The sequence below is a fragment of the Halomonas ventosae genome, from assembly GCF_004361885.1.
Lineage (GTDB): Bacteria > Pseudomonadota > Gammaproteobacteria > Pseudomonadales > Halomonadaceae > Halomonas > Halomonas ventosae_C.
The window spans coordinates 79,337-94,676 of record NZ_SNWH01000001.1 but is presented as its reverse complement, the minus strand read 5'-3'; the positions used below and the strand labels follow the sequence as shown (position 1 = coordinate 94,676).

Genomic DNA, 15,340 nt, shown 5'->3' with positions numbered 1-15,340 from the left:
CTATACCAGCCGGCGCGGGATGGCGATATCCCAGTTGCGGGAGTAGACCCGACGCTCGTCCTCATAGGCATCCAGGGTCGCGTGCAGGTGGAAGCTCTGGGCATCGGACGTCAGCACGGTACGCGTCACGGTATGCACCTTCCAGTCGCCACGCGCCAGCGAGCGATCCCAGCGCGTCTCCCCCTCGAGGGAATCGAAGTCGTCGTCGCGCGAGCGGTAGCGCTCCACGGCGCATACCCCCACTTCCAGCCCACTCTCCTCCAGACGCTTGAGCCCGTTGTCGTTGATCACCTCCAGGGTCGAGACGTCAGCGGCCAGGTCACGATGGACATACCAGTTGTGATGGCCGGACTCGAGGATCGTGGTCTCGAGGCTCGGCGCGGCTTCCGGTTCCTCGAAAGCGAGAGGTGCCTCCTCCTCGGGCCGTGGCGGACGCACCGGCAGTTCCAGCTCGCTCTCACGGTCGAAGATCGTCAGGCGCACGGACTCCGGCGAGGGCCAGGCCAACGGCCAGTAGGAGGTGGAGAGCGACAGGCGCAATCGGTGCCCACGGGGAAAGACCTGAGCAATGTCATTGAGCTTAACCTGCACGCGATAGCGGCGGCCGGGCTCCAGTGCGGAGGGCGCCGCATGGCTGTCGCGATGGGTCAGATTAAGCAATCCATAGGTCACCCGTGTGGCCTTGTCGTCGGGGGCCACGTCAGAGAGGCGCGCTGCCACCATGGCCACGGGCCGGTCGGCGGCGAGCGACAGCGTGACCCGGGGCGCGCCCATGATCTCCAGTGTCTCCTCCAATGGCGGCGTCTCGAAGACCAGGGCCCCGCCATCCTCCTCGCGCTGGTCGTGGGCGAGGTCGGGACCCGCCGCATAGGAGCACCACTTGCCGGCGAACAAGCCGCAGGTCAGCGGGGACTGCACGGTGAGGGAACTCTCCTGGTCGGGGGGAAGCCCGTCGAGGCACAGGCGTCCCGGTGCCAGTGGCAGTCGCCAGGAGCGAATGTTCGGCGAGGGCCAGCTTGGCTCGCTTACCCAGCGGCCCGGCCGGCAGCCGTAGCGAGTGGTCGGCGGCATGCTTTCCTGCATCCATTCACGCAGCGCCGGATCATCTTCCACACCGTGTTCCTGGCCCTTGAGGTACTGCCCCCACCAGCGCAGGCACTCCTGCAGGAAGCCGATGGCCGGCCCCGGCTCACCGAGATGGGGATACTTGTGGCTCCAGGGTCCGATCAATCCCTTGCAGCGTCCCGGCAGGTGCTCGACCAGGCGCTTGACCGAATTGGAATAGCCGTCTGCCCAGCCGCTGACGGCCAGCACCGGCACCTCGACCGCCGAGAAGTCCTCGCAGATGGAGCCGTGCTGCCAGTAGCTATCGCGGTGTTGATGCGCCAGCCAGGTGGCGAGCCACAGACCACTGCCTTCGAGGCGCTCTCGCCACATTTCGCGCCAGCGATCGCCCACTACCGTGGGGTCCGGGGGCAGCGAGTTATAGGCGAACATGGTCGAGGCCCAGGAGAGGTTGTCACCCAGCAGACAGCCCCCCATATAATGCACATCGTCGGCGTAGCGATCATCGGTGGAGCAGACGCTGACCACCGCCTTGAGCTCGGGCGGGCGACGGGCCGCCAGCTGCAGGCCGTTGAAGCCGCCCCAGGAGATGCCGATCATGCCGACGTTGCCATCGCACCAGGGCTGGTCGGCCAGCCATCGCAGGATCGCCTCACCGTCCACCAGCTCTTCCTCCAGGTACTCGTCGGTGAGCACGCCCCCGGAGTCGCCGCTACCGCGTATGTCGACGCGGATCGACGCATAGCCGTGGCCGGCAAAATAGTGATGGTGCATGATATCGCGCGCCGCGGAGCCGTCGCGCAGACGGTAGGGAATGTACTCGAGGATAGCCGGCACCGGCGAGGCCTCGGCCCCTTCCGGCAACCACAGCCGAGCATTGAGTTCGATACCGTCGGCCATGGGAATCCAGACGGGATCATGACACACGACACTATGGGGAAAGTCGGTAACGACACGCATGGCGCTCTCCTCCGCGATATCCGCTCCATTGTTCTCGACGCCCGGGGGCGGTCCGGGCGTCTTGGCTCCGGCGGTGTCGAGGCTCAGCCGTCTTGCGCCGTAGCGTCAGACGGCTCAATCTCGAACGGTAACATGCTGCGACAGGTCTCGATCCGCTCGTCCAGTTCCTCCAGGCTCTGGGCACCGATGAACAGCACGCCGAGCTCGCTGGAGAAAGAGTCCTGATGCTGCAGGTCAGAGAGATCCATGCCCTCTTCCACATTGAGCTCCACCAGGGTACCCGGAAAGGTCTTTTCGACCCGCCGAATCTCCTCGGCCGTCGGCACTCGACGAACCCGGCCTTTCTCGAAGACCCGCAACATCTGCTTGGCCGCCACCGCATAACGACCTTCACGATGCGGCATGCGCGGTGGGATCCCCAGTGCCACGTCAACCATCACCTGATAGTGGGGAGCGCCATCGACCAGATCGAAGAGCCCCGCATGAGAACGAGACAGCCGCGAGTTGATCTCGAGCAACCAGATCTTGTCACTCTGCGGGTCATGGTAGTACTCGATGTTGAACGGCGCATTGTCGTAGCCCAGCCCGGTCATGACGCGCCGGCTGATATCGAGCATCCGCTGCTGGACGTCATCGGGCAGCGTGGAGGGATAGGAGTAGCGCAGCAGGACGGAGCGATGAGTGGTATCGCGCAGAGTGTCAACAATTCCCACCCGCTTAACCTCGCCATTCTGAACATACCCTTCCAGGGTACACTGACGACCGGCCGAGATGATCGCCTCGGCCACGCAGTGGTGGCCGCTGATGCCCGCCAGCGCCTCAGGAGGATCAACATGCGCCATGACCTCATTCATGGGCTCGCCGAAACGCCCGATCCCCTGGCGAATGATCGGCAGCACCTGCTGTAGCTGCTGTGGATGCTCGATGCGGAACCCGAGCTGTGAGGAGTGAGCCTTCACCGGCTTAATCCAGAAGGGATAGTCGATCTCGATCGAGTCGACGACGTCGTTGTCGAAGGGGTCGACGGCCTGGAAGTCGGGAACGCACTCGGGCACCCAGCGCGATTGCTCCAGTCGGCTCCAGTACTTGTGCTCGCACTTGAGCACCGCCTCCAGGCTCGGCCCGGGCAGCCCCCGTGCCTGACGCAGGACCGGCAGCAGGCACGAGGTCGGGAAGTCCCAGTAGCCGACGATCGCGTCAACGCTTTCGGGAAACCTTTCCAGCTCCGCCAGGGCATCCGCTACCAACTGGTCGAAGGGATAGTTTGCAGCCTTCACCACCGTCTCATGCGACAGCAATTCGTGGAAGGCATAGTCCTCGACGTGACGAAGATTCGGCAACACACGGTTGCTCAACTCATCCCGGCCGATGATGAAGACATTCCAGCGCATCTCACTTCTCTCCCGGTGGCACTTCACGATAGCAAAACATACCGATGCTCATTGGCAAACTTACTGACTTCCAGCATGGCAGCTGTTCGCCGGCCTGCCTTGATATTCATCAAGATGGCGCCGAATATCTGTTCGTACATGCCCCAGGCGTCAAGATCCGCCAGCGCCCCACCTGCTAGCAAACGATGAATAAACACTACCTGGACCATTCTCGATTTTCCATGCAGATCATGACGTAACGGTATATACCCGCCAGGATAGGTCTGTGCCACAGCGGCTGACGCAGAGGGGTATTCCACCCCACCTCTCCCCCTACTGGGTTTGACAGTTCACGCGTTAGGTCGGACGCTGAATGCATGAGCGTACCTATTCACGAATCCGCCCACCCCGACGACGGCACGACAGGCGAGCTAGTGAAACAGCTCGACGCTGCCATTGAACAGCTTGCCGCTGCCAATGCCATTGCCGGCGTTTCCCCCGTGTTCGACGTTATCGATAAGGTCAAGCCCCTGATGTTCGACACAACGGGGCTGGAAGTGCTCTATTCCCGTGTTCCGGCGATCGAGGCCGCGGGGTTCTTCGGCGGCAGCGACTGGGATTATCCGCAGACACTGGTACCTTCGCTTGCGGTGCGCACCATACGTCATGGTGACCCGATCACCACGCTGATCGAGAGCCTCAGCCAGATTCGCCTGCTGGCAATCGCCAAGGGAGACTACTCACATCCCTCGGTTTCCGCGGAGCATGCCCATCACTTCCTCACACAAGTGATGGCCATGAATCTGGATATCGTGGTCAGCGACCTGCAAGAAAACGACCGGCTGCGGCCTGATCGGCTCGGCTACGCCGTGCAGAACCTATATCACTACTTGCTGCAGCACCTGGGCTACCAGAATCTGCTGGCCCATTTGGTCGCCGAGGTATGGAGGATTCTGGAGCAGCGCCCGGTCCAGGTCGATGGCGTCAAGCAGATGGTGACCCAGATCGCCGCCTGCCTGAATTCGCCGGACACGCCGGACAGCATGGTAGGAGAAATCGGCGAGGATGCCCGAAAACTCGTCAACGCCGTCTTCGGCCCCACGCAAGGATGCCGTGAAGACCCTGGTTTCGAGGAGTATGCCCAGCGGCTGGCAAGCATGGACGATGCCACCCTGCTGCAGGAGGCCATCGCCTTTGCCCAGGCCATGCACAGCACCGGCCTGGTTTCTCCCTACATGCCGGGCTTCATACGTTATTTGCGCGAACGATGGAATGCGCTGATTCCCACGGCTCTCGGCCTGAGCTATACAGGGGCCGACGCCTTTCACTGTTACCCGGCCTTGATCCATAAGCTGATCGATGAGGCCCTGTTTGCCGAGACCAGCCAGGCTGCCTACGGGCTTGCCATGATGCTCGAGCGTGGCATCCTCTACTCGCCCCCGGTGGCGCCCTCGCTGTGGCGGCAGTTGAGAATGACGGTGTGCGAAACCGCAGCGGAGAAGATCGCCGCCGTGTTCGGCCGCCGCCGTTCTGCCGAGTGCTTTCTGCTCGCCGACGTGCTCAATGTGCTGGGCCGTCCGCTGGGCGTGGGCCAGGGAAATTACCCGACCTGCCAGTCGACACGCGCCCTATCGATGTGGGCCTTCAACATGCCGGCCGAACTGCTGCGAATCGTCGCTTGGGCGGCGCGAGACGACGAAATCGTGATGCGCTTCGAGGGGCACAGCATCTCCTCTCGCGAGCTCGGCAAGGGCCTGGCCACCGAGCCCCCCGTGGATGTGGATGCGGTCTCCCTGCTTAGCGTGCCTCATCTTGACCGCATCTACTTCGAGATGGGGCGTCGCTGCGCCGGGCGCGGCGAGGATCCTCACAAGTGGGTCAATGCCGAGTTCCATGGCGATCACGTCGGGCATGGGTTTCGCATCGCCGTCGATGTCTTTACCGGCGGGTTGAAGGATTTCGAAGGGTTCATGCGCGATTTCTATGCGGCTTACCACCCCTTCTACAATGGCAACATTCCGGTCATCAATCCGCAGCCTGCAGGCATTGCCGTGACCGATAGCGCCACGCGCTTTCTCGGCTGGCACGCGATCACCATCCAACGCCTGGCGCTCGATCCAAACCGGGTGATGAGGGTGTACTTCTTCAATCCCAACAATGATAGTGGACAAGACTGGGGCCAGGGGATCATCACCTCGACCCAGGGCCATGGCGAACTCTATGGTGAGGCCTCCCTGCCGGTTGCCGAGTTCGCCTCACGACTCTATGCGTTTCATTATGATCCGCTCGAGAAGGCTAACCCGAACGAAGTTCCAGCCGAAGAAGTCAATCGGGCCATGAGGTTGGCCCGGGATAGCTGGGCCTCGGGAAGATAGCCCGATGCCGGACCGTCGAGAGGGCAAGTTAGCTGGCAAATCGATCGTCAGTGTTCCACCAAACCAAGAAGGAGAGTCATTCATGTCGATAGTAACGGAAGCTCCCAACACTAGTGATATCTCAAGCTGGACCGATCCGACAATGGATTCCGTTCGAGGGACTGAAACTCCCAAGGATCCCAACAAAGGCTATATTGCGCTGCTGGGCTGGAGCGTCAATGCCATCAAGGCTGCTCAGAAGTTTGACCGCCGCTACGTGGTGGTGGCCCCCGATTGGGCGGCCGATTTCTGCAAGGCCAACAAGATTCCGTACATACCATGGGATTTTGTGCGCTTGAATGATCGCTCGATGGAAATTGCCGAACGCCTCAAGGAAGAAGGGGTCGATGTCGCCATACCGCTGTTCGAAGAAACCGTCGAATGGTCCGGTGCGATCAACTCGGTGCTCATGGACAACCCGCGCATGTACGGCCAGTCCATCCTGTTTCGCGACAAAGCATTGATGAAGCGTCGTGCTCAGCTAGGTGGTATCCGCGTGGGGATCTTCGAGGAAGCCCATGAGAAGGAAGACATCGTGCGCTTCATGAAGCGCGTCAACCAGACCCTGCTCAAGCTTGACGGCGACCCCGATGACCCGATCCACGTCAAGGCCTTCGACAAGGCCGGCTGCCTCGGCCACCGCATGATTCGCAAGCTGGAAGATATCGACAGCATACCGGATGAAGAATATCCCTTGCTGATGGAGAGCCATCTGAGCGGTTGGGAGTTCGCGGTGGAGGCGTGGATCCATGACGGCAAGATTCAGTTTCTCAACATCTCGGAATACGTGACCCTGGGCTATTCGGTCTTCGTTCCCGCCACCCGGGAGCTTGAGAGCTGGCGCGACGCGATCACCAAGCAGATCGAAAAGCTGATCAAAACGTTCGATATCCAATTCGGTCTCATCCATCCCGAATATTTCGTGACGGCGGATGGCGAGATGTATTTTGGCGAGATTGCCTATCGCCCGCCCGGCTTCAAGGCCTTTGAATTGATCGAGCGCGCCTACGGATTCAGTGCCTATCAGGCATCCATGCTGGTCTTCGATCCCAAGAGCACCAAGGAGGAAGTCGCCGCCTTCTTTCCCCGTGAAGTGGTCGATGCCAAGGGCTATGCAGGCTGCTTCGGTGTCTATCCCCGGCGTCGTGTAGTCAGCAAGCTGGAGATGCCCAAGGAGTGTGTCGAGCATCCTTACTTCGATTACCACGAATTGGTGGCGCCGCTCGAGGAGACCGTACCCGAGCGCGATGCGTACGGGACCCATTGGGGCCTGGTGTTCTTCTTTGGGGACGATCCCATCAAGATGCGCGATCTCTTAAAATCGATGGAGGAGCTCGACTTCTACGTCTAACGACTCGCTCAGGATCGTTACGTAGAGAGACGAAATACTATTAGACGAAATACTCTTAGGGGTGGGGCTCAGGCCCTTCCCTTTTTTCTTTCATGCCAACGGATTGACCGGTAGCTCAACGCCAAGAGCAGCGCCAGTAACCCTAGCCGATATGCACCTTGCCTTCAGCATAACGAAAGCCCGTCACCTTGCGCCTGGCCACCAGATAGCCCAGGGAGATGGGTCCGACCCGCCCGAGTAACATGGTGACGATAATGGCCAGCTGGCCGGGCAGCGAGAGTTCGGCGGTGATGCCCCGCGAGAGACCCACGGTGCCAAAGGCGGACACCGATTCGAAGGCCAAGTCGAGAAAGGCCTGGCCACTCTCGGTGATGGTAAGGACTAACAGACAGGTGAAGATCAACAGCATCCCGGCCAGCGCCACGGCCACCGCCTCCATCACGGTATTGTCCGGCAGCGAACGGGAAAAGGCCATGGCCCTGCTCTCACCCCGCAGGAAAGCACGGGCGACCAGCACTAGCACCACCATGGTAGTGACCTTGATGCCGCTGGCGGTGGAACCCGAACCTGCGCCGATGAACATCCAAAGCATGGTGAGCAAGGCGGTGGAATCGCTCATCGCACCGATATCCAGCGTATTGAAGCCGGCCGTGCGAGGGGTGACGGCCTGGAACCAGGCGGCCTGAAGCCGCGTGCCGATACCCTCCAAACCACCCAGCGTGGCAGGATTGTTCCACTCGAGCAGCAACAGGCTCAGCATGGCGACCAGCACCAGCCAGAAGGTGGCATGCAAGACGATGCGGGTATGCAGGGATAGTCTTTCCAGAGAGCGCCAGTTCACCAGTTCAGCGATAACTAGAAAGCCGAGGCCGCCAACGATGAACAGCAGACTGATCACGGCATTGACCAGGGGATCGGCAACTTCACCGGTCAGGCTGCCGGACCAAGTGGAGAAGCCGGCGTTGTTGAAAGCCGAGATCGCGTGGAAAACACTGATCCACAGCCCCTTCGCCAAGCCATAGTCAGGCACCCAGGCCAGCGCAAGCAGCAGGGTGCCGATCACTTCGGCGACCAACGCGAACAGGATGACCAGTCGCACCATCTCGACCAGGGACTGGAAGGAGGTATGCTCGAGGCTCTCGCTGATCAGTTTTTTCTGGTGCATCGGCAGGCGGATCCCCAGCATCACCATCATCATGGCGGCACAGGTCATGAAACCCAGCCCACCAACCTGAATCAATGCCAGCACCACGACCTGACCGAAGCCGGTCAGGGAGGGAGTGTCGATCACCCCGAGACCGGTGACCGTTACCGCCGAGGTGGCAGTGAAGAGAGCCTGGTCCCAGGTCAAGGGTTGGTAGGCGGCGATGGGTAGGGAGAGCAGCACGGTGCCTACGCCACTCAGCACGAAAAAGCCCAGCAGCAGCAGTTCGGGCAGGTTCAGGGAGAGCCTGCGGCCATGCGGCGCGCGACGCACCGGACGCCTGAGACGCTCACGTAGCCCCATCTGGACCTCCTGTCATACGCGGATCCCGGTGCTCGCTACGCTCAAAGGTGGTCTCCCAGGGCTCTGAGTTCCTCGAGCTCTCCCAGCAACACCAGGCTGTCCTTGCTTTTCAGTGGCATATCAAGGGAAGGCATCCTGAAGAGCTGACTGCCCCGCTTGATGGCAATCACCGAGAGACTCGGGCGATCCTTGCTCAAAAGGCCTATCGTCGGGAAGCTGTTTTCAAGCTCCTCAGTGGTCTGAAGTTCGACCACGAAGTGCCGATTGCCAAGATTGATGAAGTCCACCAGGGCATGGTAGTGGAGGCTTTCGCCGACCCGTATGCCGATGTCAAACTCGGGGTAGACCACATGATGCGCACCGAGACGCTTGAGGATGCGGTAGTGCATGTCGGAGTGTGCCTTGACCCACACGGCCTTGGCCTTCTGTTCACACACCAGCAGGGTGCATACCATGCTGGCCTCCAGATTGTCGCCGGTGTCGATGACAACCGCGTCATATTCATCAAGGCCAAGCTGGGAGATCACCTGTTCGTCGGTGATGTCGCCGACGATCGCATGACTGAACAGATCGGCATACGTGTCGACGCGGGATCCGTCGATATCGACACCCATCACCTCGTCATGTTGACGATGCAACTCCTGGGCAACCGTGATGCCAAAATAGCCTAATCCCAGAATGGCGAATTGACGTGACATCTTGTTACTCCTTTCGCGCTGGGCGGTGGAACCCGATCCCGAGGAACTCAGGTGGGCCACCGCCCCTACCCCCTTCATCCATCCCTTCGGCGAGCACTGCGCGATATGCGCGGCGGCTCATGGCTGAGCAGGACGGGGGCGCATCGTCTCTGCCAGCTTCTCCAAGCAGCGATCAAGAGGCTCACGGAGTTCGAAGCGGACCCGCCGAGGATGAGCTTGATCGACCATGGCCTCGCGTAGAGAGTGAACTACTCAGCCAGCTCTCCATGGCACGATTGCGAGACGAGACGCCCTCACAACCCCTGAGCGCCTCGACGGAGCCAGTCATGCATGAAGACCAGCTTGCAGCGAACCTCTTCGGAAAGGACGAAAGGATAGAGATCCGGCATTCCCATGGCGCGATTGATGTGATTGACCGCCATGACCTGGTGAGTCGCAATGTGGATCAAGTTCTCGGCGTCAGCCTCCATGTAGGGGTCCCAGCCGAGATGCGGCAGGTCACTGGAAGACAAACCGGCGGCAACGAAGCTATCGGCGATATCTGTCAGGTGCAGCAGATGGGACGCGGTTTCGGCCCAATCCTCGTGAGGATGTGCCGAGGCATAGGTGCTGACGAAATGCGATCGCCAGTCGGGCGGTGGCCCATTGTGATAATAGCGTTTGAGTGCGGCGGCATAGTCCTCTCGCTCATCACCGAACATGGCACGGAAGGCGTCGAGGAAATCGTCCCGAAGGCTGAGACGCCACCAGAGCATATGACCGATCTCGTGACGCATGTGACCGATCATGGTGCGGTAGGGCTCTTCCAGGGCCTCGCGCCGCGTGGTACGCAGGACCGGGTCTGCCTCAGCCACACTGATCGTCACCACACCTCCGACATGCCCCATGGGCACCGGGGTGTGGCCTTCGGCCAGCATGTGAAAGACGGGGCGCGCGCCGGGATCCTCGGGCCGAAACCAGTTCCAGCGGCCCAGATTGTCGAGCACCCAACGCTTGGCAGCCTCGGTCTGGGCCCAATGAGGCACGGCATTCGGAATGGACGTATCCGGGGCTAGCTCGGTCATGGCACAGGCGCGACAGAAGGCGCCCTGCTTGGGAGCGATCCAGTTGCAGCCGATCACGTCGCGATTTGCGCAGAACGGCGGCATGGTAATGAAGGCCCTGGCCTGGGGGTCATAGGCGACGGGCGTTCCCTCGGCGATGGCGAGGTTGTCGAACCAGAGGGACCCAGCGCCGACCGGATTGGCAAAGACACGCATGAGGCAGTTACTCCGCAAGGACAGCAAGGCTAGTTACCGAGCCTATCAGACTGCATCCTGCTCTTACATCGTCCACCAATCAATCGCCCGATCCCATCCTGCGGTCAATCGTGCCTTCCGTAAGCCGCCTGACAGGAGGGGCTTGCATGCCGAAGATCTGCATGACAGAGAGATACGGCCACAACGGACATTCCACGCGGTGGCGCGTAGACTCGACAGATCGGCAAGCCCCTTCGCGACAGTGGAACGCAGGACATGCAAGATCCCAGGTTGGAAAACGCCGGCATTGATGCCTGGCTGGTGCGGCTCTTCGAGCGCATCGACGAGGCCAATATGCCCTGGCTGATGGCCCTCTGTGATCGCTGCGAGCAAGCGTTCGGCGAGGCGCTGGTGGACCTGGTTCCCTCCTATACCACGCTGCTCGTACACTACCGGCCGCAGCAGCTAACAGCGTCCCGCGCCCGCGCCCTGCTGGTCGACATCCTCGCCGACCTGGCCCCCGACGAGGCCGCCTCGACGGGCGAGACCAAGGAGATTCCCGTCTGGTATGACGCAAGCGTGGGGCCCGAGCTCGTACGCCTAGAATACGAGAAGGGCCTGACACGCGACGAGGTGATCGAGATCCACAGCGGTCATGTATACCGCGTCTTCGCCCTCGGCTTCGCTCCGGGCTTCGGCTTCATGGGCAGCGTCGATCCGCGTCTCGACACACCCCGCCTGGCCACACCCCGCCAACGGGTGCCGGCCGGCAGCGTAGCCTTGGCCGGCCGCCAGACCTCCGCCTACCCGAAAGTCTCGCCGGGGGGGTGGAACCTGCTCGGGCGCACCCCAGTAACTCTGTTCGACCCCGCGAGGGAGCGCATGAGCTTTCTACAGGTAGGCGATCGGGTGCGCTTCGTCGCCATCGGACGCGAGGCATTTGAACGCCTGGGCGGAGACACGACCCCTGTGGCAGCGGTTCAAAAGGTGCAATCATGACCTCGCGGCCCCTCGGCGCGCTGCGGGTGGAGAAGGCAGGACCGCTGGCCACGCTCCAGGATTCCGGTCGCTTCGGCGTCCGCCGGCTAGGCGTTACCCAGGGTGGACCGGCCGACCTGCACGCCTTCGCCTGGGCCAATGACCTGCTGGGCAATGCCTGGCAGGCCGCGGTGCTGGAAGTCACCCTCGGCGGCCTCATCCTGGTCGCCGAGCAGGACACCCGGCTGGCACTGTGCGGTGCCGACCTCTCGGCCACGCTCGATGGCACCCCCCTGTCGCCATGGCAGGCCTTCACCCTGCCCAAGGGCAAGGCCCTGACCTTCGGCACGCCGGTCGCGGGCGTTCGCGCCTACCTCGCCGTGAGTGGCGGCTTTAATGCCGAGCCCGTGCTGGGAAGCCTTTCGTGCGTCACCCGCGAGGGGCTCGGCGGCCATCACGGCGACGGCAAGCCGCTGGCCACCGGCGATCGGATTGCCGTCGCCAGGGAGGCGACGTCGGCGACCGGCAGCCACCGCGAAGTGCCGCCAGAGGAGCGGATCGACTATCGGCAGCCCGCCACCCTGGCGCTCATGCCCGGGGCGCAGATTGCCGACTTCAGCGGAGAAAGCACCTTTCGTGCCTTCCACACCGACTGGACCGTCGACACTCGCGCCGACCGCATGGGGGTGCGGCTGGCGGGGCCGCGACTCGACTGCCGGCTCGAGAGCATGATCTCCGAGGGCATTGCCCTGGGAGCCCTCCAGGTGCCCCCGGATGGCCAGCCTATCGCTCTGCTCAACGACCGCCAGACCATCGGCGGCTATCCACGTCTCGGTACCCTGACGCCGATGGCCTGCTCCCGCCTTGCCCAGTGCCAGCCCGGCCAGCAGGTCCGACTTCGCCCGGTGGACGTGAACCGTGCCCAGGCCGACTACCTTCGCCAGTTCCGAAGGTTCTGGACAGCCCCTGCATCAGGGCAGTAGTGATCACCAAAACAGTGGGCACTAAAATAACAGCCCCACCTCGTATGAGATGGGGCTTGAGATGCTGCCTACCACCGAGATAGCCGGCGCCATCACAACGTCCACGGACTTGCTTGGCTTACTGCATGCGGATGCCGCCGTCCAGGCGGATCACCTCGCCGTTGAGCATGGGGTTGGTGATGATCTGCTCGGCCAGGCGGGCGTACTCGTCAGCCCTGCCGAGCCGCTTGGGGAAGGGCACGGCGGCGGCCAGGGCTTGGGCGGCCTCGTCGGGAATCTCGCTCATCATCGGGGTCTCAAACACCCCGGGGGCGATGGCCATCACCCGCACGCCGTGGCGTGAGAGTTCGCGGGCCGCCGGCAGGCTCATGCCCACCACGCCGGCCTTGGAGGCGCTGTAGGCGCACTGCCCTACCTGGCCATCCATGGCAGCGATGGAGGCGGTGTTGATGATCACCCCGCGCTCGCCGTCCTCGCCCGCGGGATTCTGGGCCATGGCCGCGGCGGCCAGGCGCATCACGTTGAAGGTGCCCACCAGGTTGATCTGGATGGTGCGATTGTAGGCCTCGAGGTCGGCGGGGTTGCCCTCGCGGTCGACCAGCTTGGCCACGCTGACCACGCCGGCACAATGCACCACACCCGCCAGACCGCGACCATCGCTAAGCTCCACCGCCACATCGACGGCAGCCTGGATGTCGTCGCCTGAGGTGACATCGCCGCGCGCTGCCCGAGCAGTCTTCCCCAGGCGCTGGGCATGGGCATTGACAGCACCACTGAGGTCGCAGAGCACCACTCGGCCACCGGCGGCGACCAGCCGCTCAGCAGTGGCCGCCCCCAGTCCGGAGGCGGCGCCGGTGATCAGAAAGGTATTGTCCTTGACATGCATATCGGGTTCCTGGAGTTGAAAGGTGGCGGTAGAAAGCGCTTGCGGCTGTCATTACGCAGCACCTGTCTTGGCCTTGTCGACAGCAAGGGCACGCAGCTTGAAGCGCTGGATCTTGCCGCTCGGGGTCTTGGGTAGTTCCTCGACGAACTCGATCACCCGCGGGAAGGCGTGGGTCGAGAGGCGTTCGCGCACCTGCTTGCGGATCTCGTCGGCCAGTGCATCGCTGGGCTCAAAACCCTCGCGCAGCACCACGTAGGAGGTGATGATCTCGCCGCGGATCTCGTCGGGCTGGCCCACGGCGGCAGACTCGGCTACCGCCGGATGGGTCATCACGCTGTTCTCCACGTCGGTGGGGCCAACACGATAGCCGGCGGTGGTGATGATGTCGTCATCGCGACCGGCAAACTGAAAGGTGCCGTCCTCGTTCTTGATCACCACATCGCCAGTCAGATAGTACCCTTCGGCGAAGGGATGCTTCTCCTGCCACGTGTAGCCGGGGAAGAAGAAGGCCGGGGAGTTCTCGATATCCACGGCCAGCACACCGGGTTCACCCGGGGGCAACTCGTGGTACTCGGCGTCGAGGATCGCCAGGCGATAGCCGGGCATCGGCACCCCCATCGCGCCGACATGCTTGGGGTGGTCCAGGCCATGGTGGTTGTTGCAGATCATGCCGGTCTCGGTTTGGCCGTAGTGGTCCATCACCGGACAACCCAGCGCGCGCTCGACCCAGGTGACCACCTCGGTGTTGAGCGGCTCACCGGCCGAGCTCGCGGCGCGCAGCTCAAGGGTCTGGTGGGCATCATCAAACCGCCCGGAGGCCTTCATCAGTCGGTAGGCGGTGGGTGCGGCGGCGAAATTGGTGATGCGATGGCGATTCATGAAGGCCAGCGCCCCCTCGGCAGAAAAACCCGCCTCGCAGAAGTGGGTCGTCACGCCCAGCAGCAGCGGTCCGACGATGGCGTAGTAAAGACCATAGGCCCACCCCGGGTCGGCCATGTTCCAGAAACGGTCGGTGTCGCGTAGATCGACGGCCAGCTCCATGTAGAGAGTGAAGGCCGGCATGGCGGCCAGCGGCACGGCCACCCCCTTGGGCTTGCCTACGGTGCCGGAGGTGAACATCTGCAGGAAGGGCTCATCCCGGGAGAGACGCGGTGGCGCACTGTCGATCGGCGCATGTGCCAGAGCAGCGCTCCAGTCGAGGTCATCGGCATGATCGACATCGGGGCCGCCCACGGCGAGCACCGGCGGGCACTGGGTGAGGCCATCGAACTTGAAGCGGTTGGCATGATCGGTGATCACCAGCTTGGTATCGGCGCGCCCCAGGCGATAGTCCACGGCGTCCGGGCCGAAGGCGGTGAACAGCGGCTGATAGACGGCACCGATGCGCCAGGTGGCCAGCACCACCACCAGCAGTTGCGGGGAGCGCGGCAGCATGCAGGCAATGCGATCGCCCACACCCAGGCCGTGCTCGGCAAACCAGCCGGCGAGCCTGGCGCTCTCGGCATCGAGCTCGGCGTAGGTCAGGGTGTTGACCTGGCCCTCGGCGTCCTCGTGAATCAGCGCCAGGGTATCGCCCCGACCAGCCCGCAGGTGGCGTTCGCAGCAGGACGCGAAGGCGTTGGCCTTGCCGTCGCGTCGGTCATCGAGGCGTGCGATGACGTCGTCGATGGAAAAGGTCTCGAGGTAATGTTGGTAATCGGGAAGGGTGCTCATGTACGGCCCTCTCGCGGTTTGTGCTTATTGTGGCGACAACAGGAGGGTGACGGCTTGGCTCGCCGGAAACGGCAAACGCTGGCGTGCCTGTCCACCTTGTGATTATATGCAGTTGACGTAAGCGTCAACCTAGCAAGCGCTCGATACACGCTAGAGGCTGCCGATGCATGAGGCAAG

Annotated in this window: 12 protein-coding genes; 4 read left to right on the top strand and 8 right to left on the bottom strand. The window is 62.5% G+C overall.

Going from position 1 to position 15,340, the window contains the following annotated elements; translation table 11 throughout:
- The 3 genes from DFO68_RS00420 to DFO68_RS00410 all read right to left on the bottom strand — a co-directional run bounded on the left by DFO68_RS00420 (position 1) and on the right by DFO68_RS00410 (position 3,715).
- Positions 1 to 2,025, bottom strand: a complete 2,025-nt coding sequence (locus tag DFO68_RS00420) for a CocE/NonD family hydrolase (protein WP_133480972.1) — start codon at positions 2,023 to 2,025, stop codon at positions 1 to 3.
- 83 nt (positions 2,026 to 2,108) lie between these two features.
- Positions 2,109 to 3,416: an ATP-grasp domain-containing protein gene (locus DFO68_RS00415; protein WP_133480970.1), complete on the bottom strand. Its 1,308-nt coding sequence runs from the start codon at positions 3,414 to 3,416 to the stop codon at positions 2,109 to 2,111.
- A 23-nt stretch (positions 3,417 to 3,439) separates the two neighbouring features.
- Complete coding sequence (locus DFO68_RS00410; RefSeq protein WP_133480968.1) at positions 3,440 to 3,715, bottom strand: hypothetical protein; 276 nt, start codon at positions 3,713 to 3,715, stop codon at positions 3,440 to 3,442.
- Between the two features lie 57 nt (positions 3,716 to 3,772).
- Between DFO68_RS00410 and DFO68_RS00405 the strand changes: the two genes are divergently transcribed.
- Together DFO68_RS00405 and DFO68_RS00400 are read left to right on the top strand one after the other, a co-directional pair.
- Complete coding sequence (locus DFO68_RS00405; RefSeq protein ID WP_133480966.1) at positions 3,773 to 5,770, top strand: hypothetical protein; 1,998 nt, start codon at positions 3,773 to 3,775, stop codon at positions 5,768 to 5,770.
- Between the two features lie 142 nt (positions 5,771 to 5,912).
- On the top strand, positions 5,913 to 7,160 hold the full coding sequence (locus tag DFO68_RS00400) for an ATP-grasp domain-containing protein (protein WP_347813114.1): 1,248 nt from the start codon (positions 5,913 to 5,915) through the stop codon (positions 7,158 to 7,160).
- A 142-nt stretch (positions 7,161 to 7,302) separates the two neighbouring features.
- Here the strand turns inward: DFO68_RS00400 and DFO68_RS00395 are convergent, their stop codons facing one another.
- The 3 genes from DFO68_RS00395 to DFO68_RS00385 form a co-directional block, all read right to left on the bottom strand.
- The gene (locus DFO68_RS00395; protein ID WP_133480962.1) at positions 7,303 to 8,667 is read right to left on the bottom strand and encodes a TrkH family potassium uptake protein; all 1,365 of its coding nucleotides are present in this window, start codon (positions 8,665 to 8,667) and stop codon (positions 7,303 to 7,305) included.
- A gap of 41 nt (positions 8,668 to 8,708) precedes the next feature.
- A complete protein-coding gene (locus tag DFO68_RS00390) occupies positions 8,709 to 9,365 on the bottom strand; it encodes a potassium channel family protein (protein ID WP_166637496.1) in 657 nt (218 codons plus the stop codon).
- A gap of 293 nt (positions 9,366 to 9,658) precedes the next feature.
- Entirely contained in the window at positions 9,659 to 10,624 is a 966-nt protein-coding gene (locus tag DFO68_RS00385; RefSeq protein ID WP_133480958.1) for a zinc-binding metallopeptidase family protein, read from the bottom strand.
- A gap of 255 nt (positions 10,625 to 10,879) precedes the next feature.
- On the opposite strand from DFO68_RS00385, the gene pxpB reads away from it, so the two are divergent.
- Together pxpB and DFO68_RS00375 are read left to right on the top strand one after the other, a co-directional pair.
- Positions 10,880 to 11,602 (top strand): 5-oxoprolinase subunit PxpB, encoded by a 723-nt coding sequence (gene pxpB / locus DFO68_RS00380; protein WP_133480956.1) that lies wholly within the window; start codon positions 10,880 to 10,882, stop codon positions 11,600 to 11,602.
- Positions 11,599 to 12,564 (top strand): biotin-dependent carboxyltransferase family protein, encoded by a 966-nt coding sequence (locus tag DFO68_RS00375; protein ID WP_133480954.1) that lies wholly within the window; start codon positions 11,599 to 11,601, stop codon positions 12,562 to 12,564. The genes pxpB and DFO68_RS00375 overlap by 4 nt, the downstream gene beginning before the upstream one ends.
- A gap of 118 nt (positions 12,565 to 12,682) precedes the next feature.
- Here DFO68_RS00375 and DFO68_RS00370 read toward each other — a convergent pair whose 3' ends face one another.
- The gene (locus DFO68_RS00370) at positions 12,683 to 13,450 is read right to left on the bottom strand and encodes an SDR family NAD(P)-dependent oxidoreductase (RefSeq protein WP_133480952.1); all 768 of its coding nucleotides are present in this window, start codon (positions 13,448 to 13,450) and stop codon (positions 12,683 to 12,685) included.
- 51 nt (positions 13,451 to 13,501) lie between these two features.
- Positions 13,502 to 15,163 (bottom strand): AMP-binding protein, encoded by a 1,662-nt coding sequence (locus DFO68_RS00365; RefSeq protein ID WP_133480950.1) that lies wholly within the window; start codon positions 15,161 to 15,163, stop codon positions 13,502 to 13,504.
- Positions 15,164 to 15,340 lie beyond the last annotated feature (177 nt).